The organism is Paenibacillus sambharensis (genome assembly GCF_003233845.1).
GTDB lineage: Bacteria > Bacillota > Bacilli > Paenibacillales > Paenibacillaceae > Paenibacillus_I > Paenibacillus_I sambharensis.
Genome location: NZ_QKRB01000053.1, coordinates 257609 through 276737, shown reverse-complemented (window position 1 = coordinate 276737; position 19129 = coordinate 257609). Strand labels below are relative to the sequence as shown.

General features: G+C 53.6%; 16 protein-coding genes. 7 read left to right on the top strand and 9 right to left on the bottom strand.

The window, feature by feature from the left end; translation table 11 throughout:
- Positions 1-79 precede the first annotated feature (79 nt).
- The gene (locus DNH61_RS26865; RefSeq protein WP_181438782.1) at positions 80-220 is read right to left on the bottom strand and encodes a hypothetical protein; all 141 of its coding nucleotides are present in this window, start codon (positions 218-220) and stop codon (positions 80-82) included.
- A gap of 274 nt (positions 221-494) precedes the next feature.
- Positions 495-665, bottom strand: a complete 171-nt coding sequence (locus DNH61_RS26470; RefSeq protein WP_181438781.1) for a hypothetical protein — start codon at positions 663-665, stop codon at positions 495-497.
- A 209-nt stretch (positions 666-874) separates the two neighbouring features.
- On the opposite strand from DNH61_RS26470, the gene DNH61_RS18885 reads away from it, so the two are divergent.
- Positions 875-1084 carry a hypothetical protein gene (locus DNH61_RS18885; protein WP_111148257.1) on the top strand — a complete coding sequence of 70 codons (210 nt, stop codon included), beginning with the start codon at positions 875-877 and terminating at the stop codon, positions 1082-1084.
- 24 nt (positions 1085-1108) lie between these two features.
- Here the strand turns inward: DNH61_RS18885 and DNH61_RS18880 are convergent, their stop codons facing one another.
- Together DNH61_RS18880 and DNH61_RS18875 are read right to left on the bottom strand one after the other, a co-directional pair.
- Positions 1109-1489 (bottom strand): aminoacyl-tRNA hydrolase, encoded by a 381-nt coding sequence (locus DNH61_RS18880; RefSeq protein WP_245948251.1) that lies wholly within the window; start codon positions 1487-1489, stop codon positions 1109-1111.
- Positions 1490-1619: 130 nt separating this feature from the next.
- A complete protein-coding gene (locus DNH61_RS18875; RefSeq protein WP_111148253.1) occupies positions 1620-4049 on the bottom strand; it encodes a beta-propeller domain-containing protein in 2430 nt (809 codons plus the stop codon).
- Positions 4050-4282: 233 nt separating this feature from the next.
- On the opposite strand from DNH61_RS18875, the gene DNH61_RS18870 reads away from it, so the two are divergent.
- Positions 4283-5230: a proline dehydrogenase family protein gene (locus DNH61_RS18870; protein WP_111148251.1), complete on the top strand. Its 948-nt coding sequence runs from the start codon at positions 4283-4285 to the stop codon at positions 5228-5230.
- A gap of 141 nt (positions 5231-5371) precedes the next feature.
- Here DNH61_RS18870 and DNH61_RS18865 read toward each other — a convergent pair whose 3' ends face one another.
- Positions 5372-5800 carry a PH domain-containing protein gene (locus DNH61_RS18865; RefSeq protein ID WP_111148250.1) on the bottom strand — a complete coding sequence of 143 codons (429 nt, stop codon included), beginning with the start codon at positions 5798-5800 and terminating at the stop codon, positions 5372-5374.
- Between the two features lie 325 nt (positions 5801-6125).
- Between DNH61_RS18865 and DNH61_RS18860 the strand changes: the two genes are divergently transcribed.
- Positions 6126-6650, top strand: a complete 525-nt coding sequence (locus DNH61_RS18860; protein ID WP_111148248.1) for a PadR family transcriptional regulator — start codon at positions 6126-6128, stop codon at positions 6648-6650.
- Positions 6650-7495: an alpha/beta fold hydrolase gene (locus DNH61_RS18855; protein ID WP_111148246.1), complete on the top strand. Its 846-nt coding sequence runs from the start codon at positions 6650-6652 to the stop codon at positions 7493-7495. The genes DNH61_RS18860 and DNH61_RS18855 overlap by 1 nt, the downstream gene beginning before the upstream one ends.
- Here DNH61_RS18855 and DNH61_RS18850 read toward each other — a convergent pair.
- A complete protein-coding gene (locus DNH61_RS18850) occupies positions 7445-9067 on the bottom strand; it encodes a carbohydrate binding domain-containing protein (RefSeq protein ID WP_111148244.1) in 1623 nt (540 codons plus the stop codon). The genes DNH61_RS18855 and DNH61_RS18850 overlap by 51 nt on opposite strands.
- Positions 9068-9373: 306 nt before the next feature.
- Between DNH61_RS18850 and DNH61_RS18845 the strand changes: the two genes are divergently transcribed.
- The gene (locus tag DNH61_RS18845) at positions 9374-10447 is read left to right on the top strand and encodes a sensor domain-containing diguanylate cyclase (protein ID WP_245948250.1); all 1074 of its coding nucleotides are present in this window, start codon (positions 9374-9376) and stop codon (positions 10445-10447) included.
- A gap of 110 nt (positions 10448-10557) precedes the next feature.
- On the opposite strand, the gene DNH61_RS18840 is transcribed toward DNH61_RS18845, so the two are convergent.
- Positions 10558-10908 (bottom strand): DUF2642 domain-containing protein, encoded by a 351-nt coding sequence (locus DNH61_RS18840; protein ID WP_111148240.1) that lies wholly within the window; start codon positions 10906-10908, stop codon positions 10558-10560.
- 152 nt (positions 10909-11060) lie between these two features.
- Here DNH61_RS18840 and DNH61_RS18835 point away from each other — a divergent pair, with 152 nt between their 5' ends.
- Positions 11061-12467 carry an outer membrane protein assembly factor BamB family protein gene (locus DNH61_RS18835; protein ID WP_111148238.1) on the top strand — a complete coding sequence of 469 codons (1407 nt, stop codon included), beginning with the start codon at positions 11061-11063 and terminating at the stop codon, positions 12465-12467.
- Between the two features lie 131 nt (positions 12468-12598).
- Here DNH61_RS18835 and DNH61_RS18830 read toward each other — a convergent pair whose 3' ends face one another.
- Both DNH61_RS18830 and DNH61_RS18825 read right to left on the bottom strand, forming a co-directional pair.
- Positions 12599-14500: a rhamnogalacturonan lyase gene (locus tag DNH61_RS18830; protein WP_181438780.1), complete on the bottom strand. Its 1902-nt coding sequence runs from the start codon at positions 14498-14500 to the stop codon at positions 12599-12601.
- Between the two features lie 408 nt (positions 14501-14908).
- A complete protein-coding gene (locus tag DNH61_RS18825; RefSeq protein WP_181438779.1) occupies positions 14909-17917 on the bottom strand; it encodes a PAS domain-containing protein in 3009 nt (1002 codons plus the stop codon).
- Positions 17918-18137: 220 nt separating this feature from the next.
- Here DNH61_RS18825 and DNH61_RS18820 point away from each other — a divergent pair, with 220 nt between their 5' ends.
- Positions 18138-19097, top strand: coding sequence for a calcium/sodium antiporter (locus tag DNH61_RS18820; RefSeq protein ID WP_111148234.1), 960 nt, complete (start codon positions 18138-18140; stop codon positions 19095-19097).
- The last annotated feature ends 32 nt before the right edge of the window (positions 19098-19129 follow it).

Below are 19129 nucleotides of genomic sequence, written 5' to 3'. Positions count from 1 at the left end.
ACTCTTAAGACAAGAAGGCTGTCTCAGGCAGGAACCTGCCCGAGACAGCCTTCTTTGCGGTATACTCAGTCCGTCTGCATTAAATTACGAATGCGCGGGAGATGATTACCAGCAGAATGAACAGAACCAGAATTGCACCAGTCGATGTCCACAGACCTGCACCTGCTACTGGGGCACAACCTGCACCTACACCTGCACCTACGCCTGCTCCGTATGCCATTTGAGAATCACTCCATTCTTTAAGTTTAGAAGCTCTCACTTCTCAACACAGCATATGTGGAGGCATAGCTGCCGGTATAGACACATGACGGGGGATTTCTTATTTGGGCAGCAGCAAAAGAGTCAGCCGGCTGGGTGGGAAGCGTGCGGCACAAAAAGCGCCTGTATTCCGTGTACCGGAACACAGGCGCTTTTTTTTGGCATACATAGAGAGGGTTTGACACACAGGCAGCGGGGCTTCTAAAGGCGGCCGCTCTCTGTCTGCGAACACATCATTATTCAGTCAGCGTATTGTTTTGATTCAACTCGTACGAGGTATCCGGTTGTGTATCCGGACCATCCAGCGTCACATCATTATCGGCGTTACCGCAAGCGGCCGCACCGAAAGCAAGTGATACACTCATGACGGCGGTCAGAAGCAGCTTCGACCATTTCATTTTCAGCATCGGAACAACCTCCTTTCCAGAGTAAGGATTATCTGCTCTCTATAGATATAACCGCGCACCGTTTCCTCAAACTCAACTCACAGTTAGAAATGATTAATGTTTCAGTGCGCCCGCGGATGGATATCGCTGTCCGGCCCCCAGGATGCAGTGTCCAGGTTTTCATGATATGGTAATAAACAGGCGAATATAATGGTAAAGGAGAATACAAAGTGGTTCAGTGGCTGATTTATGCGGGTTTTGCATGCCTGGCGGTATCGGGCTTTGCGTTAAGGGGATTCTCAGGGGTAGACCGTGAGCAGGGACAGTACCGGACGGAGGAGCCGCAGGACCGGCAGCTGAAGCAGAAGCTTGTCAATTGGTCGGCACTGCTGGCCGTTGTCTTCTTCCTGTTGGCCGGTCTGGCGGCTTGGCTGATGTAGACAGCAAACGATATGGTGAACGTGCTACAGCAGAGAAAAGCGGCCGGTCAGCTTCTGTGCCTCGCTCTTCAGCATCGGAGGCAGCACGACAACTGTCAGGGAGCCCGAGGGGACCTCGGTATGCCCGGCGTCACGGATGGCCAGGTAACCGCTGCCGGCAAGCTCGGCTAGCTCATTGGCCTTGCCTTTCAGCACGATCTTGCGCTGTCCCGATTCGAGCCAGGCGCGGAACAGCTCCTGGCTGCCACCCTTTTCATTGAGCAGGGCATGCAGGGTAAGGGTAGTAGCGGCATGCGCTGTTTGAGCGGCAATTTTACCGGCTGACATGCCAAGATCATGGTTAACGATGTAATACTGTACGATGGGGTTATCCTTGCTGGCAGCTGAATCCATTAACAGGCTCATTCCTTTCGTGTCTCAGATCTATTATTCTATTACCAGTATACGACAGAGGACATAGATTTATGAGTGCCCTAGAAAACAGGGGGCCGTCGGGACAATGGATGTCCCGACGGCCCTTTTCGAATACAGCAGCTTATTCGATCTTCATGCCCGGGCTGCCGGAGCCCTCCTTCTCTGCAGGGTAGTGCAGTGTCCCCTGCTCTTCCATGGTCTTCAGGCTGTTCGCCTTCAGTACCTGCTCAGACAGGGTATACAGGGTGTCCCCCGCATACAGAATACGGCGTACGGATTTCTGGTCATTCAAGCCGTAATGCCCGCTTCTGGCATAATCCTTCTCTGTCAGATGGGTAATGCGCTCCCGCAGCTCGAAGCCCTTCTCCGTATCGATCCTGTAAACATAAGCGCCTTGGTACGTAAACTCCCCGTAGGCGGGAATGCCGCCGGTCTCAATTTCAGGAGAATCCTCCTTGATTTCCATTACGGTAACCGGGAAGGCGAGAAGTCCCTTGCTGCGCGAGAAGAGAAGCGCTCTGTGGTCATTCAGAAGCTCGGAATGAGTTCCCCGGTCGCCGATCACAGTCTTGAACTTCTCCTTCGGCTGCGAGACATCGGTGACATCGAATAAGGCGATCTTCATGCCTTGGTAGAAGGCCGTAACCTCATCCGGCCCGCTTCCCTTGGCAGGAAGGGTAATGGTTTCCTTGCCGAAGCCGATCAGGTGGTGTTCGTCATAAGGATGCAGATAGTCGCTGTAGCCCGGTATCTTCAGCTGGCCCAGAACGGAAGGCTCGAACGGATTCCGCAGATCAATGGCGAACAGCGGGTCGACATTTCGGAAGGTGACCATGTAGGCGCGTTCCCCCATGAACCGAACGGAATAGATTCGCTCCCCTGGCGCCAAACCCTCAAGTGTCCCGGCTCTGGCAAGCTGCTCATCGAGCACATAGAGATTGTTCCTCGAGGCAGCTTCCCCAGAAGCCCACATGTCACCGCTGGTCGTGGCGATACGGAAATAACCGTTGTGCTCATCCATGGAAAACTGATTCAGCACGCCTCCCGGTACAGAGCCTTCTCCAATATAAACCGTTTTACCCTGATCCAGCCTGAACTTGTGAATAACGGTCGTTTGTTTGACTGTATTGTGGCCATCCTCATACTTGGCAATTGCCACATAGAGGTGCCTGGCGGAAGCATAGACCGTCTGGCCAGAGCCCATATAGGCGGAGACCTGCAGCTCCTCTTCCGGCTTGCTCAGGTTGACAGAACCGACCAGGAGCATACTGCTTTCAGGCGATTCCGGAAAATAGCGGATTTTATCGAGAGGCAGAAGCCTCTGATCTCCAGTCCCGCCGGAGAGTGAATCGCTGTAGACCGGCTCATAGGCTGCGCTGTTGTTTTCTTCCCCTTCCAGTGCCCGGTAAGGATAATTAAATTTGTTCGTAAGCACATACAGCGAGCTGCCGATCTTGCGTGAGGTCAGATAATTTCCTTCCATCTGGGTCTGCCGCTTCAATGCGGGCTGCCCGCTGCCGGATATCTCATAGATAAGCGTGCGGATACTGCTTCTCATGGGCATCCACAGTTCACTGCTCCGCGTGCGCAATACCTCATTGTCCGCCGTAACAGCTTTATCGGTGCTGCCATCCCCGGGGCCCGGCTCAATAGCGATAGGCTGTTGATATTGCCCAATGACAATCAGATGCTTGCCGTCGGCGTACAGCTGCTGGGGGTAGAAATGGTCTTCTTCCTTGTAGGTCAATGTTGCGGCGAGCTTGGGGTCTGCCGCGTCACGGATATCGGTGATGAATACACGGCTGCCGCTGAGCTGATAGATGAACCTGCCGTCCGTCTTCGCCCAGTCCGCTTCATCCACACCCTCCACCTGCACATTCGTGGACGAGTGACTGTCTGTAACGCCCGCCGCTGGCGCAGCCGTGTCGGCCGCATTCTTGCTGCTTCCGCCGTCGGCCGCTCCAGCGCTCTCTTCTTTGACTGGCCCTCTGTCAAAAGCCTGGACGCTGCGCTGCTCAGATGCCTCCAGGAGCTCATTCATCTTCTCCATCGTACCGACGACAGGGAGCTCAGCCGGCTCCGAGATCTGCACTGTGCGGCTCTTCGCCTCCCAGGCCACAACAGCACCGAGCGATTCCGTAATGGCCCGCAGAGGAACCATGGTAACGCCAGCCTTTACGTATGGAGGCTGGTCCAGCTTAACCGTTACGCCGTCTGTCTTCAAGGTGGTCCCGCCAATTGTCAGAACGGCGGTCCGCCCTTGCCGGGCAAGCTGTACGGAAGCAGGAGTCCTATCATCTCCATGGCCGGTCCACTTCACTTCCGCCTGCATCGCTTCTGCTATCTGCCGAAGAGGCACCATTGTCGTGCCTTGATGCTTAACCGCCGGCGTGCTTAGCGCAAGCTCCTGGCCATTCACTACAATCCTTATGCCGGTTTCTGCCGCTGAGATGTGGGACTGTGTCCGCGGAGCTGATGCGGCTGCAAGTATCAGCAGTACAGCGAGAAGCGCCGCAAGGACTGGCTTGCTAAACCTTTTACCAATTGACATTTCAACATCAACCTCCCTATTAATGGATGCGGGTTTGCTATGCTCATGTCTGGTTTCTATTGTCTCTTACAGATGTCTCTTACAGGTACAGACGTTTAAGGGGAGGGGATTGTTGCAATTTATGGATTGGTTGTATACACAGGTTTCCTAGCCTACCCGGCCCGCTGGGCGCATACACTACGGTGAGGATCAGAACAGGGCGTAGACATGAATGAACCAAAGGGGGCAAACGGATGGGCCGTGTGCTATTGTTTCGCAAAGCGATATTGTCGGTGACGGGCAGCCGGCTGGTCAAGGGATTTGTTACCACATACGGCATGCGTCTAGGCGCAGGGAGATTTGTGGCGGCGGAATCGCTCGAGAATACAGTGGATAAGGTCAAGGAGCTGAATGCGCGGGGACTTGCGGTAACGCTTGATTATCTCGGGGAGAGCGTGGACAGCAGGGAGATGGCGGCAGAAGCGGCTGAGGTGGTGCTGCAGACGCTTGATGCCATTCATGCGCACAGGCTGGATGCCAATGTGTCCGTCAAGCTGACACAGCTTGGACTGCTGCTTGATGAAGGTTACTGCATAGAACTGATGGACCGGATTGTGGGCAGGGCGAGGGAGCTAGGCAATTTCATCCGGATTGATATGGAGGACAGCTCGGTAACCGAGGTTACCCTGCAAATCTATGAGCGCCTAAGGGAACGTCATGGCGGCGAGCATGTGGGAGTCGTCATTCAATCCTACTTGTACCGCACAGCCAGGGACCGGAAGCGCCTGGAGAAGCTGGATGCGAATCTGCGTATTGTAAAAGGGGCCTACAGCGAGCCTGCCGATATCGCATTCCCGGACAAAAGGCAGGTCGACAAGCAGTATATCGCATTGGCAGAGGAGCATATGCGGTCAGGCTGCTACACGGCGATTGCCACGCATGACCGGAAGATCATAGAGCGTCTGAAGAAGGTGAAGAGGACCCATTCCGGCAAGCCGGTCCGCTGTGAGTATCAGATGCTGTACGGCATCGCGGAGGATTTGCAGGATGAACTGCTGAAGGACGGTTATAAGGTAAGGGTGTACACTCCCTTTGGCGAGCAGTGGTACGCTTATTTCACCAGACGGATCGCAGAGCGGCCCGCCAACCTGTTCTTTGTGATGCGCGGTATGCTGGGCAGGAAGAGGAGGAGGGCGCGTTAACAGAGGCATCATGGGCACCCGGTGGTTGATGCGGATTTATACAGCTAGGCTGTCTGGAACGGCCCAAAAGAAGAGGGGCTGCCCGGTTGTCAGCAGGTCTGACAACGGGCAGCCCCATGCCATTGCCTGGTGCGGCAGGGGTTATCCATTCAAGCGCTTATGGTTATGGTGTGCAACCGTTAGGAGCGCTACATAGACAGGCTGGACATTAAATTTCTTGCCAAATTCAAACTTGTAAGTGCTCTGCTGAATGCTGCTGCCCTTATGGTAAGGACTCGAGATGTAGGTAATCGTAATTTCGCTGTCATCAAAGCCGGTGCCGCCTGTTTCCAGGGTAACCTCAAAGATGGAGCTCAGCGGTATGGAAGCGACTCTTGTCTTACGGCCTGTCACACCTTGGTGGTCAATGAAAATCAGCCGCTCGTCGGTAATCATGAATGTGTCTCTGACCAGCTTGAAGCCCATCTGAATTTGCTCATTCGGCATGAGATATTGGCCGTACTGACTGCCCAGCTCCTGCACCGAAACATCCGAATAGTTGCCTAATAGTCCGCTGAATAAATTTGCCATGATGTTCATCCCTTCAGGTCTTTAAGAATAATTGCTCCACATATCCAGGTAGGCAGCAGGCTGCGTGCTCGGATATACCCCGATTGTATTTCATGCCCACGATATTGTAAATCCGTAAGTTTTTAGGCCCCGCTGATGGGCTGCTGAAGACAAAGTGCCCGGATGAACGAATCGAGTTCGACAGCCTGCCGTACAGGCTGTCTTTTATTATAAAATAGAGGAAACGATTGACAATGGAGGCGGCTCTTATTAATATGTATCTAACAGATATATCTGTTAGATACATTGATAAGCGGGTGATTTTTTGGCCAGGAAGAACAACACAATGTTTGCCATTATCGGGATATTAACGCGAGGTCCGCAATCCGGTTATGACATCCGCAAGCAGTTCACCGAATCGCTAAGTTACTTTTGGAGTGAGAGCTATGGACAAATTTATCCCATGCTGAAGGAAGCGGTGAGCAAGGGATATGCCGAGATGCGTGTAACCGGCCATCCTCGGCAGAAGAAGGTCTACAGCTTAACGGATGAGGGACGTGCCGTATTTCGGTCATGGCTGGCCGAGCCTGTAAATCCAATTAATTACCGGGATGAACTGCTGCTGAAGGTGTCATTCGCGGGGATGGAGGAGGATGAGATTATCATGGGGCTGCTTCGCCAGGAGAAGGTGGAGCTGCAGCAGCGACTTGATATTCTTAGACTGCAGGAAGAAGATTTGAAGGCTGTGTATGAGACAAGAGAGTTCCCGACCTGGCTGCTCACGCTTCGCTATGGGATTCTCTCGACGGAGGCCAGACTCAGCTGGTGCAGGGAAGCCCTGCAATTATTGGAAGGGAGAGTGGGTAGCTAGTGGAATGGAGCGGATTCTGTGAAGTAAACGGCACGAAGCTAAGAACAGAGGTAAAGGGAGATGGGGAGGTGCTCCTGCTGCTGCACGGCGGGTATTCGAACATGACGGTATGGGATGGGCTTGCAGATCAGCTGGCCGTAAGCTATACCGTTATCCGGTATGACCAGCGCGGCTATGGAGAAAGCGCAGCCCCTTCAGAGCCATTTTTCTACTATGAGGATATCAAGGCCGTTCTCGACTACTTCGGCATCAGCAAGGCACATATCGCCGCTTCTTCCTTCGGGGGAGCAGCAGCACTCGATTTTACGCTGGCAAATCCAGAATATGTTGGCAAGCTTGTGCTTGTCGCTCCTTCAATCCACGGCTTGAAGTATCCGCTGCGCATGCAGTGGGAGGGCATGGCCGATTACCTGCTTGTGAACCGGGTGGGGATCGAGAAGGCTGCCCAGCGGTTTATGAACAGCAGGTTCTGGCGCTACCTCATACCGCGTAACGAGAGCCGGGCGCAGAAGCTGCTGGAGATGTACACAGCGAATAAGGTATTCTACAGCAGCCGCCCAACGCTTGCAAAGCCGCTGCAGCCTCACGCGCTTGGACGGCTTGAGGAGGTCAGGCAGCCGGTGATGATAATCGAAGCAGGGAGTGATCATCCCTTCAACAGAAAGGCCTGCCAGCTGTTGGATACCCGGCTTCCGGACTCGAGGAAGATCGTCCTGGCGGGAAGCGGCCACTATCCGCATCTTGAGTATCCTGTAGCAACAGTTGAGCTTTTGGCGGCTTTCCTGAACGGCTCCTTAGACCACATTGATAATGATATCATCCACCCAGAAATCAATTTGTCCTGAATCACAGACCGCACGAAGAATAAGCCGCGCCCTGCAGGCTCCCGCAGGTACAACGGAGAAGAAATTGGTGCTCTTGTTCTCCCAATCGCTGGACGACTCATATTTCGTGTAAATGGCTGTATCCATCATTTGTCCCGCATAGTTAAAGTACTTGATATCAACTTCGGCACGGCCTCTGCCGGTAAGCCGGACTTTTCTCCACAGCTGTCCGCACAGCAGCTTCTGAGGCAGAACGGGGAAGTCCTGGTAAACGCTGGAGGCAGCCCCGGCTGTGGAGGAAAGGTTGAAGGAGCCCCCGCCAAATTTCTTCTCCGCAAGGTCTACGGCAAACGACGAGCCCTCTGTGACAAACCAGCCATCCGTGCCATTGCTTGCATCCCCGTTATAAATCAGGTTTAACGATTCAGCCACTGCGAAGCTGTTGGAGTGGCTGCCTATGGAGAGGCCGTCCGCCTGTACACGTCCCCTGCCGCTGACCAGCAGCTGCCGGCCGCCACCGCTTTTCTCCATGCTTTTAAAGGGCAGGTAATTGCTGGATGGTGTTAACCGGATATTATGCAGGGTTAGGCCATGCTGCGTGTTATCGTCTGTGACATAGAACATCGTATCGAGGAATTCATCCACCTGGTCACCAGGAGGAACGATTACCGTATTATTTACATACACGGAGGCGCCAGGATGCTCGATGCGGATTCGGTGCGAGGTGGAAGCTTTGCTTCCCGGCCGTTCCAGGTGGCACTGCTCAAGGGTGACGACTGCATCCCCGTTGACCGTAATATTTGAGTTGTTGAAGGAGGTCATATGGAAATGAAAGGTGCCTGTCCCGATCACCCAATGGGCACCGTTATCGAAGAACGCACAGCGTTCAAAGCTGATATTCTCTCCCATATTCTTCAGCACGGGCGGCACATAGTGAGCTCCCCAGCGGCTGATGACCCGCACGAAGTTAACCCGCCAGGCATTATGCGTAAACCGGATATTGTAGGCGAAGCCCTCCAGATTAACATCCGATACTTCAAACATGGAATTGTTCGGCAGCTTTGAGTCGCCAATGAGCAGGCCGGTTGTTCCTTTGAGCGGGCTGTCCTGCTGGCTGGCGGCCTTAAGTGTAACCCCGTGAAGGGCAACATGCGTGTTCTGATACTGCTTCATATAGTCGGCAGAGGCAAACAGATGGATGGCGACAGAATCCCGCAGCTTCTTAAAGTTCAGCACGGTTCCAACGCCTGAGATGGCATAACGGGATACGTCGATCTTCACGGTCCGGGTCAAAACAAGCTCAGCGGCATCCAGTTGAATGACCGCGTACGGATACGACAGCGCTTGACGGATTGCCCGCTCCAGGCGGCTGTCATCCGTCCGTTCCTTGGTGAGCCGCCTGCCTAACGTTATGACAGCATTAGAGTTGGCTCCGGCGGGGGTCCGGGCACTCTCAGCATAGACCATATTCCCGGTTTCCATCCCTGTATCCTGCAGCACCCTATTTGAGGGAAAGAACCTTCCGCCTAGAAAGCTGGCCCCGGCTACACCAAGCAGGGCAACAAACTGTTTTCGTGTAAATTTCTTGGCCAAACCGCACACTCCTTCCACTTTCCATTACCATACCATGAGCGGCGGGCAATTCCGATGGGCTTTAGGCAGGATGTTTACGGTGTTGTTCTGGCTTGTTCGACAAAATGGGCTATTGACCTTCACGGGGGTTGGCGAATATCTGCTGCCGCGTCAACGCATTTAGTGAAGTGACGCATCCATATAACATTTGAGGAATCGTTATACAGGCGCAGACAAAAAGGTGTAGAAGTTGGTAAATTTTAAATGGGTGAAGGAGCTGGTATATGCTAAAATCAGGTATTGGCACCAAGGAGGCACATGATGGCTATGCATAATGAGAGGGTTGAATATTCATTAATTCCCGGCGAGCTGAACAGGCTTCAGGAGCTAAGAGAACTGAATTTAGTCGGGACCCTGCCTGAAGAATCGTTTGACCGTATAACCCGGATTATACAGCGGGTTTTCCATACTGGCGCTTGCGCCATATCTCTGATTACAGAGGACAAGCAGTGGTTCAAATCCTGCATGGGCCTGCCTCCAGAGCTGGAGGAAGCCCGTTCAACCAAACGGGAACAATCACTCTGTCAATATGTGGTTGCCTATAGAGAACCGCTTATCGTGAATAATGCGCTTGAAGACCCGAGATTCAGGCACAACCAGCTGCTGCAGAAGTATACCGTACGCTTCTATGCGGGTGTTCCGCTGATTTCCTCCAAGGGCAATGTGCTCGGCAGCCTGTTCATTATGGACGGGGAAAACCGGGAATGGACGGAAGCGGACACGAACCTGCTTGTGGAATTCAGCCGGTGGGTGATGTCTGAGATTGAGCTGCGGCACAAGAACCGCCTGCTTGACCGGGTGTCCGGTCAGCTTCGCGTACTTAGCTATACAGACCCGCTTACGGGGATGTATAACCGCAGATTTCTGGAAGAGCTGCTGGACAGCAGCAGCTATGCGGCAGAAGGCACAGCTGGCCCTGTTGCGGCTGTTATGATCGATGTGGATCACTTCAAGCAGTTCAATGATACCTATGGGCATATTGCGGGAGACCAGTGTCTGAAGCAGATTGCACAAGTCATGGCTTCTGTATTCCATCAGGATACCTGCAAGGTGGCACGGTACGGCGGAGAGGAGTTCGTCGCGGTGCTGGACAACACGTCTGCAGAGGCGGCCATGGAGCTAGCCGAGCTTGTCAGAACAGAGGTCCGCTCTCTGCAAATCCCGCATGCAGCTTCCCCTGTCAGCAGCTTCGTAACCTTAAGTATAGGGGTTGCGGCTGTCAACGCCTCGGCAGAGCCCGTATCAGAGCAGTTAATTTACCTGGCAGACCAGGCTCTGTATGCGGCCAAGCAGGCTGGCAGAGACCGGATCAGCTTGTTTGGCAGAGAAACGATTAAGTAGCCTATACATAGGAGAAAAAGAGGGAAGCAAGGCGTCCATAAGCCCTGCTTCCCTTTAGTTTGCCCGCATGGGCATGCCTTTAGGGCGGGCCCATATGCTGCCGCGGTCTTCTATGGATGAAGACCGCCATTCGCCGGATGTTCGTAGGTGATGGGCAACCCCTCGAAATAGACGATCTGGGCGATTCGCATATGTAATGCTTTTCCCCCTGCATTCAACTGGATATGGTCGACAGCCACGCCGCTTAAGATTCCTTCCACCCGGCCTGCTGTGGTCACGACGCCAATCTGCTGGCCGGTATGCCTGCTTAGATGGTCTACGAAGACAGGTTCGTAGCTTAGCCCATAGTGATGAGGCTGAGGCACAACCGGGATTGCACCGATCACGGTTCCGGCAGCCGGCTGATAGCCGACCTGCAGCGGCTGCACAACGGGACTCAGAGGTGCTGCTGTTTCGTCCATTGCTATTCCCCCTCGACTGCTTATTCTCCATTATATATGCCGCGGGAAAGCGGGTTATGTAGCTCAGAGCCGCAGGTCATGAAACCTTCCGCTTGGGCTGGGCGTCAAATGATTGGCGGCAGGTGCCGCAAGATAAGAATGGAGGCGCTAATATGAATGAGCATTCATCTGTGGCAAGCGATAAGAAGAACAGGAGCAAGAGGTTGTGGGCTAGAACGCTGCTGGCGGGTGCTGCGGCAGGCATCCTGCTGGTTCAGGCAAGCGTAACAATGATGACGGGCACAGCTCGGGCCGAGCAGGCTGATATTTCGGTGAGGCATAACTATCCGGGGCCTACACACTCTTCACCCGTCGTTAAACCCGTATGGACCGCCCAGGTCGATAATTATAAGAATCATGAAATGCAGTATGGACCAGTTCCACAAGCGGCGGCGGCGGATGGGAGGGTCTTTGCTTTCTCCGGCGGGAAGCTGGCTGCGTGGGACGCTTCAAGCGGCAAGCGCATGTGGACCTATGGCAAGGATTTGGTGCCGATGGTCACGTATGGTAAAGGAACTGTTTATGGGTTTACGGTTGACCACAAGCTGTATGCTGTTAATGCCAAGACCGGCAAGCAGAAGTGGGTATCGAAGGAATCCACCTGGATTGACACACGGGTACGGACTGAAGCGATTATCCCGGCGGAGGACACCATCTATGTGATTAAGGGAAGCATGACCTTCGCCTTTGATGCTACCAGCGGCAAGCTGCGCTGGAAGGCCAATGAGCCAATGGCCGATGATAATGGAACCGAGTATCTCGCGGAAGTGGACGGGGTTGTGCTTCGGACCTTTATGGTTCAGGGGGCGCTTACTTCGGTTCAGCTTGATGCCTTCGACAAGAAGACAGGCAAGAAGCTGTGGGGGCATTTTGGACAGGGAGAAGGGATCAAGGTAGAGAATGGAATAGTGTACTCTGTACACTACCGCTATATGCAGGATGAGGAAGATAAGCCGGAACACAGTGTCGTGATCAATGCTTTTAACCTGAAGACCGGAGACAAGAAGGGTGAGCGGGTATACAGCTGGAAGCTGGAAGGCGAGCCCCCATATTCGTACAGCTGGGGACAGATTTTACTTGAGGGGGATGACCTCTATGTCGAGCAGGATGACAAGATCGCTGTATATGATTTCGGAAGCTATAAGGAAGGTTCCAAGCCGGTTCGTACCTTCACCAAGCCAAATGACGACAAGCTGCAGCTGCTGGGGATAGCGCAGCAACGGCTTATGTACCGGGACTTTGAGACGGGTGAGCTAACGGGCGTTAAGACGGTAAACGGCCAGAAAATTGATTTGCGGGCGGAAGGGATGCCCGTGCAAATCGATATTTATGGTAAGGCATTGTTCAGAGGCCAGCAGAATGGTATTTTGCACGGGATGGATCTGATGTCCGGCCAATCGTTATTCCAGGTAAGAACGGGAGCAAGTGAATATGCACCTACTTTAAAGACAGATGGCATCATCATTATTCAGACACCGGGAAAGCTTACAGCCGTGAAGCTGCCGAAGGCACTTAGGTAGTGGGTTTTAAGGCGATCTGGCGGGCATATCCAGCTTACTCGCCTCTTTGATGGCTTTGATTCTACCTGAACTAACAAAAAGAGGGGACCCCACAGCTCATCTCTGATGACTGATGGGTCCCCTCCACGCAGTTACGGGGTATAAATATTAGGCTGGCCGGGTGCCGTCATGCCTTCGCCAAGATAGAAGCTGGTGTGCGGCGGCTGATTGTACCCGGTGTTCTGCCAGGCGATGCCGAGCCGATAGACCGGATCATGCATCAACGTGTGCAGCTTGTGGGAGGTTGCGGCAGTTGTCGTATACAGCCGGAGTGCATTGCCATCCGAACGCGGCCAGATAACCTCTTCCCGCCAGTCGCCGAGCAGGTCGGCCTGCAGACTTGGATTTCCCTTGGTATGATTGATGGAGTTGGTGCCTGAAGCGGTCAGAATGGTATTAAGGCGCTGGCTGTTGTAATCCCACTTGTCGATCCTGCCGACTCCTGTGGCACTGGAGCCGGACCAGTTGTGATCAAGCAGCTCACGCAGCAGATCACCGTCCCACCAAATGGCGAAGTTGTAGGAGGCGGGAGCGGTTGTGCTGATCCGCACGCCTTTAACCGTATGCAGACCGACTCCTCCGGAGGCCCACATTTCGGCGCCCTTGTGGCGGGGATCTATATCAGCCGCCATGCCGCGGCCGGTATCCGTGCCAGTATGCACACCCCAGATGATACGGCCGCTGCCTGCGTCATGCATCTCCGCACCATACTGTGCGCCTGCAGACTCATGAACCTGGAACGCCTCCAGTCCAGGACGGTCCGTGTCGAAATCGCTTACATGCATGGCGTCGCCGTGGCCCAGACGGGTGGAGTACAAGCCCTTTCCGTTATCGTCGACCGCCATTGAGCCGTAGATGATTTCGTCTTTGCCGTCGTTATCCACATCTGCAGTACTCAAGCTGTGATTGCCCTGACCGGCATAGGCTGAATTGCCCGAGCTGCTGCTGTCGAAGATCCAGCGCTTGGTCAGCTGGCCGCCCCGCCAGTCGTAAGCGGCAAGTACAGTTCGCGTATAATAGCCGCGTGCCATAACGATGCTTGGCCGCACCCCGTCAAGGTAGGCAACCCCGGCAAGGAAACGGTCAACACGATTGCCATAGCTGTCCCCCCAATCGGAGACCTTGCCGCGCGGAGGTTCATAGTTGGCAGTTGTGAGAGCGCGTCCGTTAGTACCGGCGAATACGGTAAGATACTCAGGTCCGTCCAGGACATAGCCCCCCGAATTCCGGTAATCCGCATTGGCATTGCCAATTGTAACGCCTGTGCCATCGACGGTTCCGTCAGCGGTTTTACAGACAACCTCAGCCTTGCCGTCTCCATCAAAGTCATAGACTAGGAACTGGGTATAATGGGCTCCTGCACGAATATTGCGTCCCAGGTTGATCCGCCATAAGCGGGAGCCGTTCAGTTCATACGCATCCAGATAGACCGGTCCGGTATACCCGCTCTTCGAATTGTCCTTGGCATTGGTCGGCTCCCATTTGAGAACGATTTCATAATCGCCGTCGCCATCCAGGTCGCCCGCGCTTGCATCATTCGGTAGATAGCTGTAGCTTACACCGTCAGGCGTTATACCGCCGTCCGGCTTCTGGACCGGAATATCCAGAAAGTGCTGCCCCCATACCGAAGCAGCAGGGGAGGCAGCCTGCTCCTGGCCGTTCACAACAGCCCGCACCGTATAGCTTGATGACGTGCTGCCCTGCGGATCGGTAAAACTGGTGCTGCCGGTAACCGGGCTGCTGTTCAGCTTCGTGCTTCCCCGGTACACATTAAACGAGGTAGAGGCTGCTTCGGTGCCGAGCAGCCGCCAGCTTAAGAATACGCCAGAATTAACCTTGACGGCTACCAGGCCGCGGTTCAGCTTCTCCATCTGGCGGGCATTGGCTGCGGAAGCAGTATCCGCGGCGGACAATGGAAGGGTACCCAGCGCAACAGCGGCCGCCAACAGCATCTTTGCTGTCAAGCGGTAAGGAGATGATAAACGGCCAAACATGAACATTCCTCCTTTAGAGTATTCGTTTTGAATAGCGGCTGAAAGTCTACAAAGTGTAATTTCCCTCCTTTCAGGATGAAATAAGGAAAAGACGGGAGACAGCCTGAACGGGCAGGTACAGGCTGTCCCATCATGCACGCACGGCATGATGGAGGGCGGTTGGCTCTCCAATTGTTACAGAAGCGTGACATGATATTCCGTCTTGATCGTATTGTAAACGATTACAAAAAGATGGAGTAATGGAAAATCAGACATAATTGTTCAAATATCCGAGATCTGCAGCAGTAAATAGGGGCTGTCCCTAAGTCCTAAGAACTTAGGGACAGCCCCGAACCAGCCTATGGGCTCTCCCGCCTGGCAAGCGAACTGATCCCAACGCTTCTCCATAGGTTTGGTGGTCCTGACGGCTTAAGCGATTGTGAAGGGGAGGATGAAGGTGAAGGTCGAACCGATCCCGTCCTCACTCTCTGCCGATATATGCCCGTCCATCAGCTCAATCAGCTTCTTGCAGATTGCAAGCCCAAGTCCCGTTCCGCCGTACTTTCGGTTCAGCGAAGGATGCAGCTGGGTGAATGACTGGAACAGCCGGGCCTGCTTATCCTCGGGAATGCCTATGCCGGTATCACTCACGCTGAATGCCAGCAGGCAGGTATGACTGCCGCTCAGCGCTTTAAGCGATACATCCACGGATACCGAACCTTCCTCTGTAAACTTCAGGGCATTGCCGACCAGATTGACGAGAATCTGGCGCAGCTTCATTTCATCTCCGGTTAACAGCTCCGGAATCCCGGTCCCAATGGAGCAGGACAGGGTAAGGTCTTTCTCAATCGCCCTGGCTGTGAACAGCTCCACAACCCCTTCGATTGTCTGCCGGATGCTGAACGGCCCCGCCGCAAGCTCCATCTTGCCCGCTTCCATCTTGCTGAAATCCAGAATTTCATTCAGCAGCCGCAGCAGTGCATCGTTGCTGTCCCGGATAATATGGACAAATTCGTGCTGCTCCTCGCTTAAGGGGGTATCGGCCAGCAGGTCGGTCATGCCGATGATGCCATTCAGCGGTGTGCGCAGCTCATGGCTCATAACGGCCAGGAATTCGGATTTTGACCGGTCAGCCTGTTCAGCATATTCTTTGGCCCGTATAATCTCCTTCTCGCCGGTCTTATCCCGGAAGACAATCACGGCGCCCTTGCGCTGGCCGCGGTCAGCCAGCGGTGTCACTTCATATTCAGCGAAGAAGCTGGACCCGTCCTTGCGCCAGAAGATGGCATCGCTGCTCTCAAGGGCAGTTCCATTACGCACCGCCTTGACCAGCGGAGATTCGCCGGGAGCATAGTGGGTTCCATCTGCATGGGTGTGCTGCAAGGAGTATAGAATCTGTTTGTTATGCCAATCTTGTGCTTCCAAGCCGAGCAGAGAGGAGGCTGCGGGATTAAAGAACATTACCGTGCCGTTCGTATCTATGCCCACAATCCCCTCGGATACCGAGTTGAAGATCAGCTCTCGTTCATAGCTCAGCTTCTCAACCTGCTCCAGATAACGTTTGCGTTCGGTGATATCGATTGCGATGCCGTAAACGCCGACGATATGATCATCCACAATGATAGGGACATTGGTAATGCTGGCCTCAAAATGCAGCCCGTCCTTGTTCGTAATACGAATCTCATAGGACTGGGGCTTTCCTTTCTTCACTTCTTCAAAGTGCTGGAGGGCGCGCGGCAAGTGAGCTTCATCGACCAGCTGCCGGAAATGCATGCCTGTCAGCTGCTGCCTGCTGTATCCGGTCATCAGCTCCATATTCACATTGCTGGAACGGAAATGGCCGTCAAGATCCAGAGAGAATACGCTGGACGGGTTGTACTCGAATAATGATTTAAAGCGCTGCTCGCTCTCCTGCAGACGCAGCTCGGATTGGCGGCGCTCGGTAATGTCACGGGAAACCGCAATAATATCCTGAACCCGGCCCTCTTCATCTCTGGTATACCGGATTGTTGATTCAAACCATATATGACTGCCGTCCTTCTTCATAAAGCGGAATATAATGGTACTGTTTGGTGCATTGTCCGATTGGCTGGCAGCCAGGAATTCCTGGACTGCATACCGGTCATCCGGATGGACATGTGTATAGCCGCTCGTGCCGACGAGCTCCTGCGGCATGTAACCGAGCAGAGGCAGGCATGCCGGAGATGCGTAGAGAAAGGTGACCTCATCATTGACGGCATGCCTGGAGATCATATCTCTGGAATGATCCGAAATCAGACGATAGTTGCGTTCACTATTCTTGATCTGCTCTTCCATGGCAACATGGGCTGTTATATCCTGTACCATTCCAATGACTTGAACGGGCTGCCCATGGTCACCGTACGTAACCTCCCACTGTGAATGGATGGTCTTGACTGTGTTGTCTGGCAGTACGATCCGGTACCGTGTTTGGGTGGTAGGCTCACCCTCAAGTGTCCGCCCGATAACATGCCCGACCTCCCGGGCGTCCTCCGGATGAATAGCAGCAATGAAAGATGCATAATCTTCTTCGACCGGCTGAATCGTATAGCCGAAGATTCGGCGTATTTCAGCTGAGAAATACAGTTTATTTGACAGCAGGTCCCATTCCCAGGAGCCGATTAGAGCAATCTGCTGGGCTCGGGCAAGTGTCTGTTCATTCTTAATTCGTGCCGTAACGTTGCGTCCAATCGCGAGCACCCGCGTAACCTCTCCTGCCGGGCTGCGCATCACCTTGAAGGATGTCTCAAACCACAGATAGTGCCCATCCTTATGGCGGAGTCTGCGCGTGAATACATCCGAGTCGGAGAATAGCGAGGTTTCACGCATAACCTTAGCATCCTCGGGATGGTAGAACTCCAGCCGATTCCGTCCAATGACTTCATCAGCAGCATAACCGAGTGTTTCTTCTGTGGAAGGTGAGATATACAGGATTGTGCCATCCGGGCTGCTTAATGAGATAAGATCCTGCGCATTCTTCGTAATCAAGTCATACAGGTCGCGGGCTTCCAGCAGCTTTTGGTCGTCAGCCTTCCGAGCGGTCGTCTCAATAAAATGGGTAACCAGATAGATTGGCATCCCGGTATCCTCGTCACGGATAAGCGAAGTATGCAGCTCAGCTGATATGATTGAACCATCCTTGCGGACATAGCGTTTCTCGGTTTGCATCACACCATCCGGGCTGTTCAAAAGGTAGGCCAGCGCTTCGTGGTGATTGGTTACTTCACGGTCTTCCGGGTAAGTAACATCTATATAAGAAAGCTTGAGAAGCTCGGATTCTGGATAACCAAGCATCCGGCAGAAGGCGGGATTAATCATTCGCCAGCGGCCGTCTTCCGGCGTCATGACGATAATACCGCCGGGTGCGTGACGATATATATATTCGTAGATGGATAATCGGTTCTTCGTTTGATCCCTCACATGATCCCTCCTTAGGATGCGGGACTGACGGAACATGGTGTTATACTCTATTCAGTATACGATATTTTCGAATATTTCCTAGGGCAGCATGAAGATATTCGGGAGGGAAAGAGCGGAAACTACGGCTTGGATTTATCCGGAAAAGTGGTTTAGTCTTGCCTGCTTGGGATCATAATAAGCTCATGTTATCGTTCAATATTTGGAAATGGGGTGAAGCAGCATGTCTTACGTTCTGCTGGTCATTGGATTTGCTCTATTGATCAAGGGGGCGGACTGGTTTGTCGAGGGTGCATCCAGCATAGCGGCCCTGCTGCGGATATCGCCAATGCTGATCGGACTTACCATTGTGGCATTTGGAACAAGCTCGCCGGAAGCGACCGTTAGTATACTCGCTGCGTTGAAAGGAAATGCAGATGTGGCGCTTGGCAATATCGTGGGCAGCAATATATTGAACACGACGCTTGCCATCGGGCTGACAGCCTTTCTAATACCAATGAAGGTGGAGAGTGCGACAATCCGCAAGGAAATCCCGTTTACAGTCCTCGCGAGTGTAGCGCTGCTGGTGCTGATTAGTGATGCTGCGCTGCAGGGGGCGGAGGCAGGAAACAGCTGGATTACCCGGGGGGATGGCATCATCCTGCTGCTGTTTTTTGCGATCTTCCTGTACTACATAATTGAAGCTGCGCTCAATAACAGGGAGCAGCCCAGTGAAGATTATGCGGCGGGGGCCAAGGGATGGGGGCGTAACATTCTGTTTACGCTGCTTGGACTGGCCGGCATTATTATCGGCGGTGAGCTGGTTGTCCGCAGCAGCACCCAGATTGCTCTCGCGCTTGGCATGAGCGAGACGCTGGTGGGGCTGACAATTGTGGCAATCGGCACCTCGCTGCCGGAGATTGTGACCTCGGTTACAGCGGCTCTTAAGAAGAGGGGAGATATCGCTCTTGGCAATATTGTGGGCAGCAACATCTTTAACCTGCTGTTCGTGCTGGGAACGGCCGCCACTGTTGCCCCGCTGGGCGTGGACCCCAAGATTGCGTCAGATATGCTGATTATGATCGGCTTGATGATCGTACTGTTCATCTTCTCCCGGACACGCTACACCATAGCCCGGTCGGAAGGGATCATCCTGGCCGCCTCGTACGTGGTTTACCTTGTCTACATTATTATTCGCAATTAGCGGAACGGTGCGGCTGTGCTGCCTGTCCGGGA

Bases quoted from the DNA above. Each gene is read 5' to 3' on its own strand.
- DNH61_RS26865 (WP_181438782.1), bottom strand. From the start codon at position 220: ATGGCATACGGAGCAGGCGTAGGTGCAGGTGTAGGTGCAGGTTGTGCC.
- DNH61_RS26470 (WP_181438781.1), bottom strand. From the start codon at position 665: ATGCTGAAAATGAAATGGTCGAAGCTGCTTCTGACCGCCGTCATGAGT.
- DNH61_RS18880 (WP_245948251.1), bottom strand. From the start codon at position 1,489: ATGAGCCTGTTAATGGATTCAGCTGCCAGCAAGGATAACCCCATCGTA.
- DNH61_RS18875 (WP_111148253.1), bottom strand. From the start codon at position 4,049: ATGTCAATTGGTAAAAGGTTTAGCAAGCCAGTCCTTGCGGCGCTTCTC.
- DNH61_RS18870 (WP_111148251.1), top strand. From the start codon at position 4,283: ATGGGCCGTGTGCTATTGTTTCGCAAAGCGATATTGTCGGTGACGGGC.
- DNH61_RS18865 (WP_111148250.1), bottom strand. From the start codon at position 5,800: ATGGCAAATTTATTCAGCGGACTATTAGGCAACTATTCGGATGTTTCG.
- DNH61_RS18860 (WP_111148248.1), top strand. From the start codon at position 6,126: ATGTTTGCCATTATCGGGATATTAACGCGAGGTCCGCAATCCGGTTAT.
- DNH61_RS18845 (WP_245948250.1), top strand. From the start codon at position 9,374: ATGCATAATGAGAGGGTTGAATATTCATTAATTCCCGGCGAGCTGAAC.
- DNH61_RS18840 (WP_111148240.1), bottom strand. From the start codon at position 10,908: ATGGACGAAACAGCAGCACCTCTGAGTCCCGTTGTGCAGCCGCTGCAG.
- DNH61_RS18835 (WP_111148238.1), top strand. From the start codon at position 11,061: ATGAATGAGCATTCATCTGTGGCAAGCGATAAGAAGAACAGGAGCAAG.
- DNH61_RS18830 (WP_181438780.1), bottom strand. From the start codon at position 14,500: ATGTTTGGCCGTTTATCATCTCCTTACCGCTTGACAGCAAAGATGCTG.
- DNH61_RS18820 (WP_111148234.1), top strand. From the start codon at position 18,138: ATGTCTTACGTTCTGCTGGTCATTGGATTTGCTCTATTGATCAAGGGG.